This is a genomic window from Rhodococcus sp. IEGM 1372, assembly GCF_030056835.1.
Classification (GTDB): domain Bacteria; phylum Actinomycetota; class Actinomycetes; order Mycobacteriales; family Mycobacteriaceae; genus Rhodococcoides.
The window spans coordinates 1-17,403 of sequence record NZ_JASHKS010000059.1 but is presented as its reverse complement, the minus strand read 5'-3'; the positions used below and the strand labels follow the sequence as shown (position 1 = coordinate 17,403).

The window sequence follows — 17,403 nt, the reverse complement described above, 5'->3', positions numbered from 1 at the left end:
CAGTAACCCTCCATAGCTTCTCGAATGACTCACCAGAAGCTTGGCAAAGAGGGGCACCTGACGAATGCGCGCGCGTTTGCGACCCCCGATCGGGCTCAGGCTGGGGCCAGGAATGCCGCCAACGCGTCGGCGTAGGACTTCACGTCACTGGCTCCCATCAACTCTCGTGACGAGTGCATGGCCAGCTGCGCTGCGCCGACGTCCACCGTGGACAGGCCGGTGCGCGACGCGGTGATGGGTCCGATGGTCGAGCCGCAGGGCAGATCGGCTCGATGTACGTAGCGTTGCAAGGGAACTCCAGCCTGATCGCAGGCGAGCGCGAAGGCACCGGCACCCGCGGAATCCGTTGCGTAGCGCAGGTTCTGGTTGACCTTGAGCACCGGTCCCCCACCGAGTTCGATGCGATGCGCGGGCTCGTGCCGGTCCGGGTAGTTGGGATGCGTCGCGTGCGCCATATCGCCCGAGGCACAGATGGATCCGGCCATCGTGCGCAGGAATTCCTCACGTCCACCGCCACGTCCGAGCACGATGCGCTCGAGCACGGTGTTCAGCAGATCCGAGAACGCACCGCGGTCGGACATACTGCCGACTTCCTCGTGGTCGAACAGGGCCAGCACCGGCGTGACAGCGGTCGGATTGTCCACTGCGGCAAGCAAAGCCTGGGTCCCGGCATAGCAGGTGCCCTGATTGTCCAGACGCGGCGCGCTGACGAGTTCGGACTCGACACCCACGACGGCACTGGGCGCCAGATCGTGCGTCATCAACTCCCAACCCAGAACCGAATACGGGTCGACGCCTTCTCGCTCGGCGACGTATGCAATGAATGATTGTGGCGAATTACCCACGCCCCAAATGGCATTGACGTGTCGCTGCGGATCGAGGGTGACGCCCTTGCGATCCTCGGAGAGGTGAATCGCGAGCTGCGGGACTCGCAGAATGGGCTCGTCGACCTTAACCAGAACCTCGCGCACCGCGTTTCCGTCGCGCACACTCAGCCGGCCGGAAATGCCCAGATCCCGATCGAGCCACGAGTTGAGCAAGGCACCGCCGTACGGTTCGAGGCCCACCATCTGCCAGCCCGCGGATTGAAGATCGGGATGTTGCTTCACGCGAAGGTTGGGACTGTCGGTGTGTCCGCCGACGATACGGAACGGACCATCACTCTCGGTACTCCAGGCGACGAGTGATCCGCCGCGGATCAGGTAGTAGCGGCCTGCTTCCGTAGGCCAGGTATCGGTCTCGTCGAGCCTTACGAATCCTGCGTCGTCGAGTTGGACGGAGACTGTCCGGCATACGTGGAACGGTGACGGAGAGACGTCGACGAAGTTGCAGAGACCGGTTGCGGAGGCGTGAGTCGACATGGGAACCATTGTGGCAGCCGCCGCGTCGAACACCTCGAGAGCACACACCGACCGGGGGGACGACTTCATGAAATTTCATTCTCTGCCTGATTACGGCGCAGTTCATGCGACCACATTCGCCATCGTGCGGATGAAGACGATCGAAGCATTTCGCAAGCGTGGGGTGGTGGTTCACCGCGAGGATGCGACGACGTTGGCGGTGGGCTCGGGCGTTCGCATGTCACTGAACAATGTGTTCGCCCGGTGCTCCGGGGTGAGTCGATCGGCGTGGGACGGCATCATCGCCGGCTATGTCGACCTCATGATCGAGATGATGCGCGAGGCGGATCCCACGTTCTTCACCGGATTGTCGGATGACGAGTTCTACTCGAGGCTGCGCGAGCGCGTCATCGCTCCGTCCGCCCTGGCGGCTATGGGTGAGTGCGAGTACGAGTATGCCGTCCCGCTACTCGACGTGCCGGGCGCACCGCGACGGGTGCTTAACCTGTCTTCTCCGAATCGCGCTGTGACACTGGCAGATCGGCATCTCGTCGGCCGAGACCTCAGCGCCGCGTGGGCCGCAGGCCGAAGGAACACCGCAGCGCTGAAATTCGAGGACGGCCGAGTTCTCAGCAGAAACAGCGTCGACATCGAGGTCCTCAGCGGTGATTCGATCTACCTCGCGTCGAAGGTCGCCGATATGACCACGCTGATCTCCGCGCACCTCGGCGAATGTCTGTACGGCGTATTGTTCGTCGTTCCCAATGCCTACGAGTTCGTTTTCCACCGGCCGCGCAACGCCGACGTGGCGCTCGCGGCAGCAGCCGAGCTCGCCGAGCTGGCAGATATGTTCAGTCGTGACACGCCGAGCCCACTGTCACGCTCGGTGTTCTTCTGGCGGGACGGCGAGTACTGCGACGTATCGGGCGGGCCCACGGGAGTTTTCGCCACTACCTTGGCTGAGCTGCCGGCGGCCGCGGCCTGACCGCGGTCACGTGCCGGTAGACCCGCTGTTCGGGCGGCGGGATCGTGGGCCGTCCCGCAGCAGCGTCGCAGAGACGTCCCAGCCGACCACGAGCGTCACCCACGCTTGGGCGGGCATCCGCTGCTCAGTGCGAACCGGACACGCAGAACGAGTTGCCGTCGGGATCGGTCAGTGTCACCCAACGAAAGTCGCCCATGGTGTGCTGCGCAATTTCGCGTGCACCCGCCTCGACGAGCCGCGTGACCTCAGCGTCGAGGTCACCGGTGGTCATGTCGAGGTGGACGCGATTCTTGCCTGGCGTCGGGTCGTCGATCTTCTGGAAGGCCATTCGATACGGTGCCGACGCGAGTTCGACGACGTAGAACCAGCCGTCGTTCTCTTCCACGATCGTTCCGTCCGCCTGCGCGGCCCACCAGCGGGCGAGCGGTCCCGGGTCGGTCGTGTCGAACGTGATCATCGCCAAGTTCAGTGTCATGGCGGCACAGTAACTGCGACCACCGACACGTTCGGGTCAGGCGTTGACGATCGTGTCCAATGCCGAGTAGAAGATGCCGAGACCGTCGTCGCTCGGACCGGTGAGCGGCTCGGTGGCGTGCTCGGGGTGCGGCATCAAACCAACGACCCTACCGTTGGCCGAGGAGATCCCGGCGATCCCACGCTGCGATCCGTTCGGGTTGCTGCCGCTGTAACGGAAGACCACCCGGCCCTCGCCCTCGAGCTCGTCGAGCACGTTCTGCGGTGCCTGGAATCGACCCTCGGCGTTCTTGACCGGAATCAGGATCTCGGCACCGGGCTCGTATCGCGACGACCACGCGGTGTCGGTGTTCTCCACTGCCAGCCACTGATCGCGGCAGACGAAGTGCAGCCCTTCGTTGCGGGTCAGCGCGCCGGGGAGCAGACCCACCTCGCAGAGCACCTGGAATCCGTTGCAGATACCGAGAACCGGCATACCGCCCTCGGCGGCCTTGACGACGGACTCCATCACGGGGGCGAAGCGAGCGATCGCTCCGGCGCGGAGGTAGTCGCCATACGAGAATCCGCCGGGGACCACGATGGCGTCGACGTTCTTCAGATCGGCGTCGGCATGCCAGAGGCTGACGGCTTCTCCGCCGGCGAGGGTGACCGCACGAGAGGCGTCGACGTCGTCGAGAGTCCCGGGGAAAGTGATGACTCCTACGCGGGCGCTCATGCGGCGGGCTCTACCGATACGCGGGTGACCGTCCAGTCCTCGATGACGGTGTTGGCCAGCAGCGATTCCGCGATCTTCTCGAGCTCGGCGTCGTCGACCGTGTCGTCGACCTCGAGTTCGAAACGCTTGCCCTGGCGGACGTCGGACACGCCGGAAATCCCGAGACGTCCGAGTGCTCCTGCGATCGCCTGACCCTGCGGATCGAGAATCTCGGCCTTGGGCATGACATCGACAACGACTCGGGCCACGAAAGCGCTCCTTGAAATACGTACGGCTGGTTACCGGCAGGTGGGAGTCTACGCAGCCCTGGCGGGAGGCGCGAAACCGCGCTTACTGTGGGGACCATGCGGCTGACACACTTCGGACATTCCTGCGTTCTCGTCGAACTCAACGGCACCACCGTGCTGTTCGATCCCGGCACGTTCTCTCACGGGTTCGAGGGCATCACCGGACTCGACGCGATCCTCGTCACCCATCAGCACCCGGATCACGTCGATCTGCAGCGACTTCCCGCTCTGGTCGAGGCGAATCCGCGTGCGGCACTGCACGCCGATCCGATGACCGCAGGCCAACTCGGCGGCCAGTGGACTCCGGCTCCCGCGGGTCAGGCCTTCACGGTCGGCGGCATCACGGTCACCGGCGTCGGCGGCACCCATGCCGTCATCCATCCCGAACTGCCGGAGATCGACAACACCGGTTACCTGCTCGGCACTCCGGAGAATCCGGGCCAGCTGTTCCACCCGGGTGACTCGCTGTTCGTCCCCGAGCAACAGGTCGAGGTTCTCGCGCTCCCCGCTGCCGCACCGTGGTCGAAGCTCTCCGAGACCGTCGAATTCCTGCGAGCAGTGAACCCCAGGATGGCATTCCCCATCCACCAAGCCATCGTCGCGGAGCAGGCCAGGGGCGTCTACTACGGCCGCTTCAAGGAAATGTCCGACGCCGAAATCCGCGAGCTTCCCGAGGAATCGTCCGTCTCGATCTAGCCGGTGACCTCGGGCGGGAGGGTGCCGATCATGGTCACCTGCGTCCCGTCCCACTGATAGTCGATCGTCACCGGTCCGCCAGTGGGGTTGGCGAACGCGTCGTCACCCACCGGCCAGCGGTACTCGACGGTCACCGTGTCTTCGGTCTGGCCCACCACCGAGGTGAACGAGGTGGGCTCGAGCGTCGCGGTTCCGAGGTAGTCGTAGTTGTGACCTGCGAAGAACAGAATGTGCGTCGGTGACGACGCGGTACCACCGGCATCGGCACGCACCCATGTGAAATCGGCGCACTGGTCGCCGATCCGGGTTGCGATCCACGGCTCGCCCGGGAAGTACTCGGGTAACGACGCCACTGCATCCACCACCCGCGTGGAGTCCAGCCCCAGGCAGATGGGGTACTCCGAACCCGGTGCATGCTGTTCGGCGTCGGGCAGGGAGTTGTTCTCGGGGAGTTCCTCGGTATTCCAGTCGATCGGACCGTCGGGCTCCACTGCCCCGGTGTCGACTGTCGGCTGGCTCGCCTCGGGCTGCGGCTGGGCGGCCTGGGGCTGGGTGCTCGCCGGGGGCGCTGTAGTCGGCGCGGTGGTGGCCGGCGCTGCGCCCGGTTCGTTCGAGTTCCCGCACGCGACGAGAGCGAACGCACTGATGATGACGAGGAGAAGTCGTTTCATGAAGACCACCTGGTTCGATTTGCCCGATGCCAGGTATGTCCGCTCGCAAACATGTTCCGTTACATCACGTTTCGATCAAGGTGCCGTTACATCCAGGCGGTCTGCAATTTTCGCGCCACTACGCGCACAATTCGCGACATTCCCGCGGATAGTGCGGCACAGTGGAGCGCGAGTTGCACACGTCAGACCGTGTCGAGCCGAACCAACTCGCGTAAGACCGACCCGTCCACCGCATCCAGGCCGTCGAGGAACGCGACGGCGAAAGATCCCGGCCGCGTAGTCGAACGGGCAGCGATCTCCGACGCGGCCGCAACATGCGCGTGCGCCGCGACGGCACCGATCAAAGCACTCGGTGACACCGCGCAGTAGGCAGCCGTCAGCGCACCGAGGGCACATCCGGTCGCGGTAACCCGCTGCAGCAGTGCACTTCCGCCGCCGACCTTCACCATGACATCCGGGCCGAGAATGTGATCGGTCTCCCCCGATGCCGCCACCACGTCGGCTCGATCCAACAATGAACTCGCCGCATCGACCGAATCCGCCACCTGCGCAGACGAATCCACTCCTCGCGATCCGCCGTCCGCACCTGCCAGCCCCATGATCTCCGACGCATTGGCGCGAATGACGCTGGGCCGGTTGGCAAGTAGCTCGACGGACACCTGGGTGCGCCACGGCAGACCACCTGCTCCCACCGGATCGAGAACCCACGGCTTCCCCGCTGCCCTCGCTGCGGCCGACGCCAGGTGAGCGCTTTCGACCTGCGCGGCTGTCGGAGTCCCGAGATTGACCAGGACCGCGTCGGCGATCCCGGCGAAGCCGGCCGCTTCCTCGGGGTTGTCCACCATCGCCGGAGCGGCCCCCGCGGCCAACAGCGCGTTCGCGACGAATTGCACCGACACGGTGTTGGTCAGACACTGGACCAGCGGATTACGTTCGCGTAGAAGTCGATGTGCGTGGGCGACGTCGTCCAGGGTCACGCTAGAAGCACTCATCGATCCGAGTCTACGACCGCGGTCGACGGATACGATGCCCTGGTGGCCACACTCCTCAAGCCCGAGCGGCACTTCCGAATCCTCGAGCTACTGCGCACGACGGGCAAGATTCTGTCTTCCGAACTCGCCGTCACGTTCGACGTCTCCGAGGACACCATTCGCCGGGATCTGGACGAGCTCGGAGCGGAAGGAAAATTGAAGCGAGTGCACGGCGGAGCGCTGGTGGTGTCCACGTTGCACCAGGACTACCGGGATCGGCGAGGCCAGGAGGCGTCGGCCAAGTCGCTCGTCGCCCGTGCTGCCGCAAGCCTGCTGCAGGACGGCCAGGTGATTCTCATCGACGGCGGTACGACGGCGATCGAGGTGACGAAACAGCTCGACCCCCAACTTCGCGCGACGTTCGTCACGCACAGCCCGTCGACCGCGGTGAACCTCGCGGAGCATCCCCACTGCGAGGTCGTCGTGGTCGGGGGTCGCCTCCTGAAGAACGCCATGGTGACGGTGGGCGCGCAGACTCTCAAGACGTACGAGTCGATCAATGCCGATGTCGCGATCCTCGGCATTCTGGGCATCAACGTCGACTCCGGTATCACTCACTTCGAGTACGAGGAAGCGCAGATCAAACGGGCGATGATCGAGGGGGCCCACCGCTCGATCGTCCTGTGCACCAGCGACAAGCTGGGCTATTCCGGCGCATTCCAGGTCGCCCCGCTCGCGGCGATCACCACGCTTGCGGTCGAGCCCGGCCTCGATCCCGCACTTCTGCGGCAGTATCGCGACAGCGGCGTCGAGTGCATCTCCGTCGACGACATCGAACAGGGCGGTCAGGCATCCGCGCCGACGACCGACCGATCGCAATAGCGAACGTCGACCGAATACCCTCTGCTCCAGACCGCAGCCAGTGCCGTGGTCGTTGCGCGATGGCGCTCGTATCGAACAGCCATCACCGCCACCTTCTGCGGATCGGGTTCGTAGGATCGCAGCATAGGCGTGAATGCCGATGCAGCGGAGGCGAATTCCAGAAACAGTCCGATTCCCACCGCAGCTGTGATCGCGGCACCACGGACCCCGATTTCCCCTCGGTCGGCGACGTCCACGCGCAGGCCGAGAGCGTCGGCGAATATCTGCGGCCAGATCGGGCTGAGCGAGGCACCCCCCGACATCCGGACGACGCCCGGCCGAGCTGCGTCCTCGCCCTCGAGGAGCGACTCGATATCCGCTCTGTGCGCGTAGGCGATTCCCTCGTACACAGCCAGCGCCGCCTCGTCGAACCCGTCCTCGGCGACAGCCCCGAGCAGACCGGCCGGCGCGCCCCCGGGTCCACCGAACAGATACGGGAAGAACATCATGTCGCCCAATCGATCTCGGGCATACGCGCGAGTCACGGCCTCGTCGCACATCCGATAGAGCTCTCCCCCTCGGCTCCTGGCGTCGTCGGCCGGTCCGCCGAACAGCGAGCGACAACACCATTCGAGGTTGCTCGCCGACGTGATCCCGCCTTCGCTCGCGAGATACACCTCCCCCGTGACGTACCGACACTGGAGCAACGGGGGCCTGCTGGCTCTGGGGCGTCGATGGAGCGTTTGGTCGATTCCGAATGTTCCTGCGACAACGGACATGTGCCTCCTGTCGAGCACTCGTGAGGCGACCGCGCACGCGGCGACGTCGACCACTCCCCGAACCACAGGGGTGCCCACCGCGAATCCGGTCAGTTCGGCGGCCACGGCGGTGACCACGCCGACCTTCTCTGCGCCCGGCCCGATACTCGGCAACACGGCGCGCCACTGCGAGAGTCCGAGCAAGTCGAGTGCGTCCTCCGACCATGAATTTCGCTCGATGTCGCACAAGCCGGTCAGCCCGGCATCGGTGTGATCGGTGGACATGTCCCCGCACAATCGAGACCTGATGTAGTCCTTGCAGGCAAGGACGCGATGCACCCTGGGCAGCATCGACGGCTCGTGCTCGTCGAACCATCTCAACAACACCGCGGTCTGTCCGCTCCACCCTCGTTGCGACACCATGTGCGCAACCCGTGCCGCCGTGACCTCGTCCAGTGCTGATGCTGGTTCGAGTTCGGTCCTGACATCTGTCGAAAGGATGCCGTTCCCGAGCGCCGCGCCGTGCTCGTCGACCAGCCACAACCCGCTGCCGTAGCCGGTGACCGATATCGCGGCGATGTCGCGCGGACCGATGCCCGACGAGCGAAGCAGGGCCTGCGCCGCGGAGCACACGGCACCGAACAGTGCATCGGGATCTTGTTCACGCCTGCCGCCGCTGGACGTCGAGTGCGGGCTTCGTTCCTTCGATGCGGCCAATTCGTGCCCGTTCGCGTCGAACAGCCCCGCTTTGACGAAGGTTCCGCCGGCGTCGATACCGACGATGTATTGCTCCATGACCACCATCCCGGCTGCGGATTAATGCAGCTCTTGCGATCCCGTGCGGAGGGCTACCGCCTCAGGACTAGATGACAAGGATCACATAGTTTCACCAAGTTGCCTAGTGAAATGGGGTTTGAAGTCGCAGATATTACCGCCCGGTAGATGTTGACTGCCACTCCACCGTGAGTTAACTTCGTCACTAAGCCGCGCAAACCGGCATAAACACGAAGTCAGTTCCTCTCAACCCGGCGCCGCTCGAACACGAGCTCCCTCGGTCACCGTCCCCGCCTGGTGCGGCCGATGGCTTTCGAAGAGGTTTCGCCCCGCATTCCCACCCGTCATCTCGGGCCAGGAGTGGACGGGCTCCACCACGAGGACCCGTGAACGGGCACCTCACCGTCTCGAACAAAGGACTCTTGCCGTGGATCTTCAACTGGTCGCGTACATCGCCGCATTCGGCGGTGGGTTGGTCGGCGCTGCCCTCGGCGGACTGTTCGTCTTCAGTCTCTGCGGCATCTTCTGCATCGTCGGCGTGGTGGCTGCGCTGGCCGGTTCCGACTACGACTTCCTGGGGCAGTTGGCATTCGGGCCCTTTCTCGGCCCCCAGGTGGCGTTCGTCGGGGCGGTTGCGGCGGCCGCATACGCCAAACGCACCGGCAAGCTGGACGACGGCAAGAACATTCTCTCGCCGCTGGTCGGCCTCGGTAGCAGCAGCGTGCTGCTCGTCGGCGGCGCATTCGGAGTTCTCGGATTTGCGCTCGAAAAAGCGCTCAAATCCGCCGTGAGCATCGACTCGACGATTACCTCGGCGGTGGTGCTCACCGATACTGTCGCCCTCACGGTCGTGATTCTTGCTGCGGCAACGCGCCTTTCGTTCGGACGCACCGGACTGGTGGCATCGAACCGAGGTGGCCCGGGCGCACAGATCGCCACCCGGTGGCACCCGACTGCGACGCAGGCCTGGCTACCGTTCCAATCTCACCGGCTGCAGGTTGCCACCGTCGCTGTCGGCTTCGGACTGGCCGCGGGCTGGCTGATCGTCAGCCTTCCGGAGTCGGCCCGAGCATTGGGCCCCATCCTGCTCTTCGGATTCAGTGCCACGACACTCCTGCTGCTGCAGATCGGCCTGTCCGGTCCGGTATCGCATCACATCACGTTGCCCGCCGGCTTGGCCGCCGTCGCCGTTCTCTCCGCAGGTGCGCCCAGCACGATCGCACTGCTGGCGGCTGTCGGAGTGGGATTGTTCAGCGCTTTTCTCGCAGAGCTCAGCTCCCGCATCTTCCACACGCTCGGAGACAGCCACTTCGACCCTCCGGCGTGCGCCATCGCCGTCACGACATCGCTGATCGTCGGCACCCAACTGATATTCGGACAAATCTGAACCGGCCCGTCGACCCCACAGCGGTAACTCGATCTCACCCGAAACACCAACCCCATCTCGCCACGACACGACGGAAAGAGCGTCAGCCATGACTCAGTACATTCTCGGAATCGACGAAGGCACCACCAGCGCAAGAACTCTCATCTTCGACGAGAAGTGCGAGGTCCGCGCGGTAGCGCAACGCGAAATCACTCAGATCTATCCGAACTCGGGATGGATCGAACACGATCCTCTCGAAATCCTCACCGCACAGCTGGAAACGATGCGCGAGGCACTGCGGAGCGCCGATCTCGAACCGACCGACATCACCGCGATCGCACTGACGAACCAACGGGAAACGGCCGTGGTGTGGGACAAGGAGACCGGGCGACCGATCCACAACGCGGTGGTCTGGGCATCGCGTCAGAGCAACGGCGTGATCGAGCGATGGCGGGAACGCGGACTCGACTCCGTGATTCGTGAGCGCACCGGCCTGAACTCGGATGCTTACTACTCCGCGTCCAAGATCGCCTGGATTCTCGAGACCGTGCCGGGAGCGCACGAGCGGGCCGAGAAGGGGGAACTGTTGGCGGGCACCATCGACACCTGGCTGATCTGGAACCTCACCGGACGGTGCGCCCACGTCACCGACTACTCCAACGCCTCGCGAACGATGATGTTCAACATCCACACCCGTGAATGGGATCAGGATCTGCTCGACGCCTACGGCATTCCGCGCTGCATGCTCGCGAAGGTCGTCTCCTCGGACACGATCGTCGGCGACGCCGGTGCCACGTTCGGGGCACCGATTCCCATCGCGTCCAACATGGGCGACCAGCAAGCCGGGCTCTTCGGGCAGGTCTGCTTCCGAGCCGGTCGGGCCAAGATGACGTACGGAACAGCAGGGGTGCTGACGATCAACTGCGGCGACACCCCGCAGATGGTCGAGGGCGCAACGACATCCGTCGCCTGGGGTGTCGGCGACGATGTCCGCTACGAGAACGAGGGCGTGCTGTTCAGCATGGGCAAGACCATGCAGTGGCTGCGCGACGACATGAAACTCATTCACGGAGCTGCGGATTGCGAATGGTACGGAGGCCAGGTGGCCAGCACCGACGGTGTCTACCTGGTTCCCGCCTTCACCGGACTCGCCGCACCGACCTGGGATCCCTACGCCCGTGCCTGCATCGTCGGAATGAGTAGCTCCACCAACAGATTGCACATCATCCGCGCAGCCGTCGAATCCATGGTCTTCCAAACCCGCGATGTCGTGGATGCGATCACCGCGAACGGTCAGGTCACGTTGCCCGAGCTGCGGGTCGACGGCGGCGCGGTGAACAACAACATGCTCTGCCAACTCCAGGCCGATATCCTCGGCATCCCCGTGATCCGGCCCGCCATCACCGAAGCCACGGCGCTGGGGGCGACGCTGATGGCCGGATTGAGCACCGGGGTATGGGAATCCCTCGACGAGATCGAGGCACTGTGGTCGGTGGACCGCACCTTCGAGCCCAAGATGGACCGCACCAAAGCCGAGGAGATGTACGCGGGCTGGATCGAGGCAGTCGAACTCTCCAAGGGTTGGGCCCGCAAGGTGACGACCCGATGACGCCGACTTCGACACTCACACAGTCGATTCTGCACAGACCGACGCAGCTGTTCGAGTCCTACGTCTTCGACCTCGACGGCACGCTCTATCTCGGCGACGAACTGCTGCCCGGTGCAGCGCACCTGATCGAAGCGCTCCGCGACCATGGTCGTCGAGTCGTGTTCTGCAGCAACAACCCCACCCGTGCGCCACAGCAATACGCCGACAAGCTCACATCGCTCGGCATACCGGCGCAGGTGTCCGACGTGATCACCACGTCGATGACGACGGTGCGGTGGTTGGCCGAGAATGCCTCGAAAGGCAAGATCTTCGTCATCGGTGAACAGCCGCTGAAGGACTCGATCTCGGCGGCCGGCCTCGAACTGAGCGAGGATCCACGGGAGATCGACGTCGTGGTCGCGAGCTACGACCGCGGATTCGACTACCGCAAACTCAAGATCGCCTTCGAGGCACTCTCCGTCTACCGTCGCGCGATTCTCGTCTCCTCCAACCCTGACCGGTTCTGTCCTCTCCCAGGAGGATTCGGCGATCCGGACGCGGCGGCCGTCACGGCAGCCATCGAGGCGAGCGCAGGAGTGGTCGCCGTTGCGCAGATGGGCAAACCCAGCTCGTTCATGTTCGAGACCATCAGCGCGCTCACCGGGATCGACCCGGCCACCACGCTCGTCGTCGGCGACCGGCTCACCACCGACATCGCCATGGGGGTGAACGCCGGCACCTCGACGGCTCTCGTACTCACCGGCGAATCGACTCTCGACGATGTCGACCGAGCAGAGCCGGACGGTCGGCCCACGTACATCGTCGAATCGGTCGATGATCTGCTGCCTGTTCGATCGGCTCGGAGCGCAGGATGAGCCGGCCGCAGACCGTCGGCGCGACGACGGACACAGCGCGTTATCTCGCGCAGATCGGCATCGACCACGCCGCGTCGACGCTCCGCACGCTCGTCAGTGCTCCGGGGGCGTTGGCGGAGTTGAACTCTGTTCTGGCAGAACTCGATGCATCGGGTACGGCGGTGATCCTGCACGACGGCACACCGATCTCGGTGGGTTCACGCGACGTCCTCGCCGAGATCGAGAGCACTGTTTCCCGACACTTCACGGCCGAGGTGTCGGTCCCGAACCACCGGCACGGGACGGTGGTTCTCGACGAAACAACGGTGGACGGTTCCACCGCCGCCAGCGCGGGGTGTGCGGTCATCGTGGCCGTCGGCGGTGGCACCATCGTGGACCTCGGCAAGGTGCTCTCCCATCGGCATGGCGTTCCCCTCGTGGTGATCCAGACATGTGCATCGGTCAACGGTTTCTCCGATCCACTGTCGGTGCTGGTCCGCAGCGGCACCAAGACCACGGTTCCCACCGCCTGGCCCGTCGCGTTGATCATCGACCACGACGTGGTCGCCCACGCACCGGCCGCGCTGACCAGAGCGGGATTCGGAGATGCAGCCGCGATCTGGTGCGCGCCTGCCGACTGGTATCTGGCGTGCACTCTGGGCATGGACACCGAGTTCGACTCCGACGTTCTCGCCGTCATCGGTGCAGCGGCGGAGCGGCTTCGAGATGCACCGTCGCTGACGGAGCTGGATCTCGATGCCCTCCTCGATACCCTCACCTATGGGGGGCTCGGCATCGGCGTCACCGGTACGACGGCCGTGGTGTCGGGCTGCGAGCACCTGATCAGCCACCTGATCGACATGGCGGCAGTGGCCCGAGGTACCGACCACGACCTGCACGGCGCTCAGGTGGGTGTTGCCGCGGTGATATCAGCGGCGTTGTGGGAGAGTGCAATCGAATCCTTCGATGCTCTCGCCATCGACGTCGACGACGCGGTCGCACCGATTCCGGACCTCGAGTCCTCGGTCATCGGGGCATGGGAATCGATCGATCCCTCCGGCAGGGTCGGAGAGGCCTGTGCCCGCAATGTGGCGACCAAGATGGCCAGATGGTCGAGCGCGCGTAGTGAGCTCGAAGATTTCGTGGCGAACTGGGCTGATCACCGCCGCGCGTTGGTTGCCCTTCTTCGACCCGCAGCGGACATCGCTGCCGATCTGGCCGCCATCGGCGCACCGACCAGGTTCTCGCAGCTGACACCGCCAGTCGACCGCGAGACTGTTCGGTGGATCATGCGCACACTTCCGCTCATGCGAGATCGGTTCACGCTGTGCGACGCGCTGCTCGTATCCGGCCGCTGGACAGACGAATTCATCGACCGCGTACTCGACCGGGCCGCCGAGTCCGGCGGCGGACTCTAACCGAAGACCATTCCCTCTACGCACCAACAACTCTCGACCCGACAACAAGGAGCGTGTCTCATGCCACACGGTGGCGATCTCGTCGCAGAAATTCTGCGCAAGCACGGAGTGACACAGGTGTTCGGACAGCCCGGCGGCCAGACGGCTGCGTTCTACCAGGGTCTCTCGAACAGGAAAGACATGTCCCATCTCGGCTGCCGTGACGAGCGATCCGCGGCCTACGCCGCCGACGCCTATGCACGAGTGAGCGGTAAGCCGGGAATCGTCGACGTGACCGTCGGCCCCGGCACGACCAAGCTTCCCGACGGACTCATCGAGAGCATGAACGCCTCGGTGCCCATCGTTGCCATCGTCGGCGAACTCCCACGGTCCTGGGTTCCGCTGCGCGACGGTGGCGTCGGTTCCCAGGGATTCGATCAGATGCCGTTCCTGCAGACCATGACCAAGCAGTCCTGGCTGGCACCGGACCTGGAGACGGTCCCCGATCTGGTGCGAGCGGCGTTCCGCACTGCCACCACCGGCAAGCCCGGCCCGACGGCCGTGGTGATTCCACACGATGTGCTGGACGAGGAGTGGGAAGAAACCGATCTCCAGGTAGAGGAAAGATTCAACTCCGCACCTGCGTACCGAAGCAGGCCCTCCGACGACGAACTGCGCACCGCCGCAGCGTTGATCGCCAAGGCCGAGCGTCCGTACATCATCGCCGGCGGCGGCGTTCTGGGTTCGGGAGCAACCGCGGAGCTCGCCGAGTTCGCCACTCGCGTCGGTGCCGCAGTGGGCACCAGCTTCACCGGCAAGGGCTCGGTCACCGAGACCGAAAGCTACTCGGTGGGCGTACTGAACCCTCTCGGATCACAGGCCGCGCGTGAGCTGGCCGGCGAGGCCGATCTCATCATCTGGTTGGGATCCAAAGTGGGACAGAACACGTCGCTGAACTGGGCCCTGCCCCGTCCGGAGCAGATGACCATTCAGGTCGACGTCGACGGCAGTCAGCTCGGCCGAACCTTCGGTCCTTCGTCCGGACTGCTGGGCGATGTCAAGGCCACCCTCGAAGCGCTCGTCCCACTGGTGGAAGCCAAGTCGGTTCCGGAGTGGCAGAAGCGAATTGCGGAGTCGAAGATCGCCGCATGGGCATCGACCGAACCACTGAGACTGAGTGAGGCGAGCCCGGTCATGCCGCCGAGGGCCATGACCGAACTGGCCAAGCATCTGCGGCCCCACGACATCGTCGTCTCCGACGCCAGCTTCAGCGCCGGTTGGATATCGAACTATCTGAAGAACCCGGTGCCGGGACGCAACTTCCTGTTCGCACGCGGACAGGGCGGGCTCGGTTACTCGACCCCGGCGTCGATGGGTGCCGCGAAAGCCCGCCCCGAAGCGCGCATCGTCACCGTCTCGGGCGACGGCGGATTCAGTTACTCGGTAGGCGAATTGGCCACCCAGGCCGCCCACGGCATGAACATCGTGCACGTCGTCCTCAACAACGGAACCTGGGGATGGCTCCGCATGTGGGAGCACCTGCACTACGAGGGCCTGCGCTACTCCGTGGACCTGGAGAGCGAGAAGGCCAGCACCTCGTACGCCGCGGCGGCGGCAGGTCTGGGAATGCAGGGAATTCTGGTCACCTCGGCCGACGAGCTGGCCAACGCATTCGACAAGGCCTTCAGCACCGAAGGACCCACCGTCGTCGAGATCAGAATCGATCCCGACGCGACGCCGATCGACAGCTACACCCGCCGATTGGCGTCGGGCAAATTCTATCCACGCCCGGGAACGGTCTACCAGGCTCGCCCATGGCAGCAGTCTGCGGGCCGAAAGTAACTGCACAGCAACAGGTCCACAGCCCGAGCGGAACGACGAGAAGGACAGACATGAGTAACACCACACGACTGGATCTCGACGAGGTGGCCGCGCACGAGTACGACCTCGTCGTGATCGGTGCGGGCATCAACGGGGCGGCGATCGCCCGCGAGGCCGCACTGCAGGGCACCCGAACCCTCCTGATCGACAAGGGAGATTTCGGGGGCGGCACGTCCAGTTGGTCGAGCAGGTTGATGCACGGCGGACTTCGCTACCTCGAATTCATGGAGTTCGCATTGGTGCACGAGTCACTGCGCGACCGGGAAGCACTGTTCGACATTGCTTCTCATCTGGTCAAGCCGTTGCCGTTCGTCGTTCCGCTCTACGGCCACAACCACAAACCGGGTTGGATGATGCGGGTGGGCATGGCGATGTACGACGCCTTGTCCTGGAACAAGTCGGTGCCTCGACACCGCAGATTGAACAAGAAAGCCATGGCCGTCGAACTCGGCGGTCTGGACACCTCGTCACTCGCAGGTGGTCTGCACTACTACGACGGCCAGGTCGAGTTCGCCGAGCGATTGGTCGTCGAGAATGTGCTCGACGCGGCGCGGCACGGCGCGACAGTGCGCAACCACACCCAGGCAATTGCGTTGACCACGACGGGATCCACGGTCACCGGAGTCGAACTCCTCGACGTCTCGACCGGACGATCCGCCGTGGTTCGGGCCACGGTCGTCGTCAACGCAGCCGGGCCGTGGGTCGATGACGTGCTGGTCGGTTCGGCACCCTCGATGCCTCGATTGATCGGTGGTACCAAGGGAACTCACGCCGTCGTCGGGCCGTTTCCCGGCGCTCCGACGTGCGCGGTGTACTACGAGGCCCGCTCGGACAACCGCGCCGTGCTCGTCATTCCGTGGCGCGGGCACTTCCTCATCGGAACCACCGACGACCGCTTCGACGGCGACCTGGACACCGTGGCGGCAACGCAGGACGAGATCGACTACATCCTGGCCGAGACCAACGAGCTGATCCCCGGTGCCGGATTGACGCGCGAGTCGGTGGTGATGACGTACGCGGGTGTTCGGCCCCTCCCCTTCCAAGCCGATGGGGACACTCGGGCGATCTCCCGCAGCCACGACATCGTCGATCACGACGAGCTGGAGGGGCTGATCTCGGTCGTCGGCGGCAAGCTGACGCCACACCTGTCGCTGGCCGAGGAGACGCTGACGATGGTCTACCGGAAGATGAAGCGCCCGAAGCCGACGTTCTGTGCACGCACCACTCCACTTCCCGGCGCAGGCCCTGATCCTGCTCGCGGATTACGCTCGGCTGCAGACGATCTGGGTCTATCCGAACATCTCGTCGACCGATTGGTGGCCGTGTACGGCAGCCGCGTGGACGAACTGCTCGAGTTGACGCGCACCGAACCGGAACTGGCAGAGGTGGTCGGACACGGTCGCGGCGCGTTCCTGGCCGCCGAAGTGATGCTGGCAATCCGAGAGGAATACGCAGTCACCCTGGCCGACATCCTGCATCGGCGCATCATGATCGGCATCGAACCCGGCGCCCAGGACGGTGCCGCAGAGGCCGTGGGACGAATCCTCGAACAGCACGCGGGATGGTCCACCGACCACGTCGCGCGGGATCTTCGAGAAAATCAGGAGTACGTCAAACGCTTGACCTCCTGCACGCGCCACACCGTTGCGTCGAAACTCGAGAAGGTGGCGTCGTATTCGACGACCAGCAGCTGACCAACCCTCCCGCGGGGCCCCACCCCCACCCCGTTCGCGTCAATGGACCACTGCATTGCACTGGTCCCCGTGGGTTGGACCGGTTAATGGA

General features: G+C 64.6%; 16 protein-coding genes. 9 read left to right on the top strand and 7 right to left on the bottom strand.

What is annotated here, in order from left to right; translation table 11 throughout:
- Positions 1-95: 95 nt before the first annotated feature.
- Positions 96-1,370, bottom strand: a complete 1,275-nt coding sequence (locus QM590_RS24775; RefSeq protein WP_269596748.1) for a M18 family aminopeptidase — start codon at positions 1,368-1,370, stop codon at positions 96-98.
- A 58-nt stretch (positions 1,371-1,428) separates the two neighbouring features.
- On the opposite strand from QM590_RS24775, the gene QM590_RS24770 reads away from it, so the two are divergent.
- Positions 1,429-2,325: a hypothetical protein gene (locus tag QM590_RS24770; protein ID WP_269596747.1), complete on the top strand. Its 897-nt coding sequence runs from the start codon at positions 1,429-1,431 to the stop codon at positions 2,323-2,325.
- Between the two features lie 124 nt (positions 2,326-2,449).
- Here QM590_RS24770 and QM590_RS24765 read toward each other — a convergent pair whose 3' ends face one another.
- From QM590_RS24765 to purS, 3 genes are read right to left on the bottom strand one after another with little or no spacing between them, the layout of a single operon-like run.
- Entirely contained in the window at positions 2,450-2,800 is a 351-nt protein-coding gene (locus QM590_RS24765) for a VOC family protein (protein WP_269596746.1), read from the bottom strand.
- Positions 2,801-2,836: 36 nt separating this feature from the next.
- Positions 2,837-3,514, bottom strand: a complete 678-nt coding sequence (gene purQ, locus QM590_RS24760) for a phosphoribosylformylglycinamidine synthase subunit PurQ (protein ID WP_094639287.1) — start codon at positions 3,512-3,514, stop codon at positions 2,837-2,839.
- A complete protein-coding gene (purS, locus tag QM590_RS24755) occupies positions 3,511-3,762 on the bottom strand; it encodes a phosphoribosylformylglycinamidine synthase subunit PurS (protein WP_032395924.1) in 252 nt (83 codons plus the stop codon). The genes purQ and purS overlap by 4 nt, the downstream gene beginning before the upstream one ends.
- A 96-nt stretch (positions 3,763-3,858) precedes the next feature.
- On the opposite strand from purS, the gene QM590_RS24750 reads away from it, so the two are divergent.
- Positions 3,859-4,497, top strand: a complete 639-nt coding sequence (locus QM590_RS24750; protein ID WP_068049930.1) for an MBL fold metallo-hydrolase — start codon at positions 3,859-3,861, stop codon at positions 4,495-4,497.
- Here the strand turns inward: QM590_RS24750 and QM590_RS24745 are convergent.
- Both QM590_RS24745 and thiM read right to left on the bottom strand, forming a co-directional pair.
- The gene (locus QM590_RS24745) at positions 4,494-5,168 is read right to left on the bottom strand and encodes an LppP/LprE family lipoprotein (RefSeq protein ID WP_269596745.1); all 675 of its coding nucleotides are present in this window, start codon (positions 5,166-5,168) and stop codon (positions 4,494-4,496) included. The two genes, QM590_RS24750 and QM590_RS24745, sit on opposite strands and share 4 nt — an antisense overlap.
- Before the next feature lie 182 nt (positions 5,169-5,350).
- Positions 5,351-6,160, bottom strand: a complete 810-nt coding sequence (gene thiM, locus QM590_RS24740; protein WP_269596744.1) for a hydroxyethylthiazole kinase — start codon at positions 6,158-6,160, stop codon at positions 5,351-5,353.
- Positions 6,161-6,202: 42 nt separating this feature from the next.
- Here thiM and QM590_RS24735 point away from each other — a divergent pair, with 42 nt between their 5' ends.
- Complete coding sequence (locus tag QM590_RS24735; RefSeq protein WP_269596743.1) at positions 6,203-7,021, top strand: DeoR/GlpR family DNA-binding transcription regulator; 819 nt, start codon at positions 6,203-6,205, stop codon at positions 7,019-7,021.
- On the opposite strand, the gene QM590_RS24730 is transcribed toward QM590_RS24735, so the two are convergent.
- On the bottom strand, positions 6,985-8,553 hold the full coding sequence (locus tag QM590_RS24730; protein ID WP_269596742.1) for an FGGY-family carbohydrate kinase: 1,569 nt from the start codon (positions 8,551-8,553) through the stop codon (positions 6,985-6,987). The genes QM590_RS24735 and QM590_RS24730 overlap by 37 nt on opposite strands.
- 406 nt (positions 8,554-8,959) lie before the next feature.
- Here QM590_RS24730 and QM590_RS24725 point away from each other — a divergent pair, with 406 nt between their 5' ends.
- The 6 genes from QM590_RS24725 (at position 8,960) to QM590_RS24700 (ending at position 17,312) form a co-directional block, all read left to right on the top strand.
- Entirely contained in the window at positions 8,960-9,919 is a 960-nt protein-coding gene (locus QM590_RS24725; protein WP_269596741.1) for a DUF7973 family transport facilitator, read from the top strand.
- A gap of 88 nt (positions 9,920-10,007) precedes the next feature.
- Complete coding sequence (gene glpK, locus QM590_RS24720; protein WP_269596740.1) at positions 10,008-11,507, top strand: glycerol kinase GlpK; 1,500 nt, start codon at positions 10,008-10,010, stop codon at positions 11,505-11,507.
- Positions 11,504-12,361 carry an HAD-IIA family hydrolase gene (locus QM590_RS24715; RefSeq protein ID WP_269596738.1) on the top strand — a complete coding sequence of 286 codons (858 nt, stop codon included), beginning with the start codon at positions 11,504-11,506 and terminating at the stop codon, positions 12,359-12,361. Before glpK ends, QM590_RS24715 begins: the two co-directional genes overlap by 4 nt.
- Complete coding sequence (locus QM590_RS24710) at positions 12,358-13,758, top strand: iron-containing alcohol dehydrogenase (RefSeq protein WP_269596737.1); 1,401 nt, start codon at positions 12,358-12,360, stop codon at positions 13,756-13,758. The genes QM590_RS24715 and QM590_RS24710 overlap by 4 nt, the downstream gene beginning before the upstream one ends.
- 60 nt (positions 13,759-13,818) lie before the next feature.
- Complete coding sequence (locus QM590_RS24705; RefSeq protein WP_269596736.1) at positions 13,819-15,579, top strand: thiamine pyrophosphate-binding protein; 1,761 nt, start codon at positions 13,819-13,821, stop codon at positions 15,577-15,579.
- A 50-nt stretch (positions 15,580-15,629) separates the two neighbouring features.
- Positions 15,630-17,312, top strand: coding sequence for a glycerol-3-phosphate dehydrogenase/oxidase (locus QM590_RS24700; protein WP_269596735.1), 1,683 nt, complete (start codon positions 15,630-15,632; stop codon positions 17,310-17,312).
- Positions 17,313-17,403 lie beyond the last annotated feature (91 nt).

Bases quoted from the DNA above. Each gene is read 5' to 3' on its own strand.
- QM590_RS24775 (WP_269596748.1), bottom strand. From the start codon at position 1,370: ATGGTTCCCATGTCGACTCACGCCTCCGCAACCGGTCTCTGCAACTTC.
- QM590_RS24770 (WP_269596747.1), top strand. From the start codon at position 1,429: ATGAAATTTCATTCTCTGCCTGATTACGGCGCAGTTCATGCGACCACA.
- QM590_RS24765 (WP_269596746.1), bottom strand. From the start codon at position 2,800: ATGACACTGAACTTGGCGATGATCACGTTCGACACGACCGACCCGGGA.
- purQ (WP_094639287.1), bottom strand. From the start codon at position 3,514: ATGAGCGCCCGCGTAGGAGTCATCACTTTCCCCGGGACTCTCGACGAC.
- QM590_RS24750 (WP_068049930.1), top strand. From the start codon at position 3,859: ATGCGGCTGACACACTTCGGACATTCCTGCGTTCTCGTCGAACTCAAC.
- QM590_RS24745 (WP_269596745.1), bottom strand. From the start codon at position 5,168: ATGAAACGACTTCTCCTCGTCATCATCAGTGCGTTCGCTCTCGTCGCG.
- thiM (WP_269596744.1), bottom strand. From the start codon at position 6,160: ATGAGTGCTTCTAGCGTGACCCTGGACGACGTCGCCCACGCACATCGA.
- QM590_RS24730 (WP_269596742.1), bottom strand. From the start codon at position 8,553: ATGGAGCAATACATCGTCGGTATCGACGCCGGCGGAACCTTCGTCAAA.
- glpK (WP_269596740.1), top strand. From the start codon at position 10,008: ATGACTCAGTACATTCTCGGAATCGACGAAGGCACCACCAGCGCAAGA.
- QM590_RS24715 (WP_269596738.1), top strand. From the start codon at position 11,504: ATGACGCCGACTTCGACACTCACACAGTCGATTCTGCACAGACCGACG.
- QM590_RS24710 (WP_269596737.1), top strand. From the start codon at position 12,358: ATGAGCCGGCCGCAGACCGTCGGCGCGACGACGGACACAGCGCGTTAT.
- QM590_RS24705 (WP_269596736.1), top strand. From the start codon at position 13,819: ATGCCACACGGTGGCGATCTCGTCGCAGAAATTCTGCGCAAGCACGGA.
- QM590_RS24700 (WP_269596735.1), top strand. From the start codon at position 15,630: ATGAGTAACACCACACGACTGGATCTCGACGAGGTGGCCGCGCACGAG.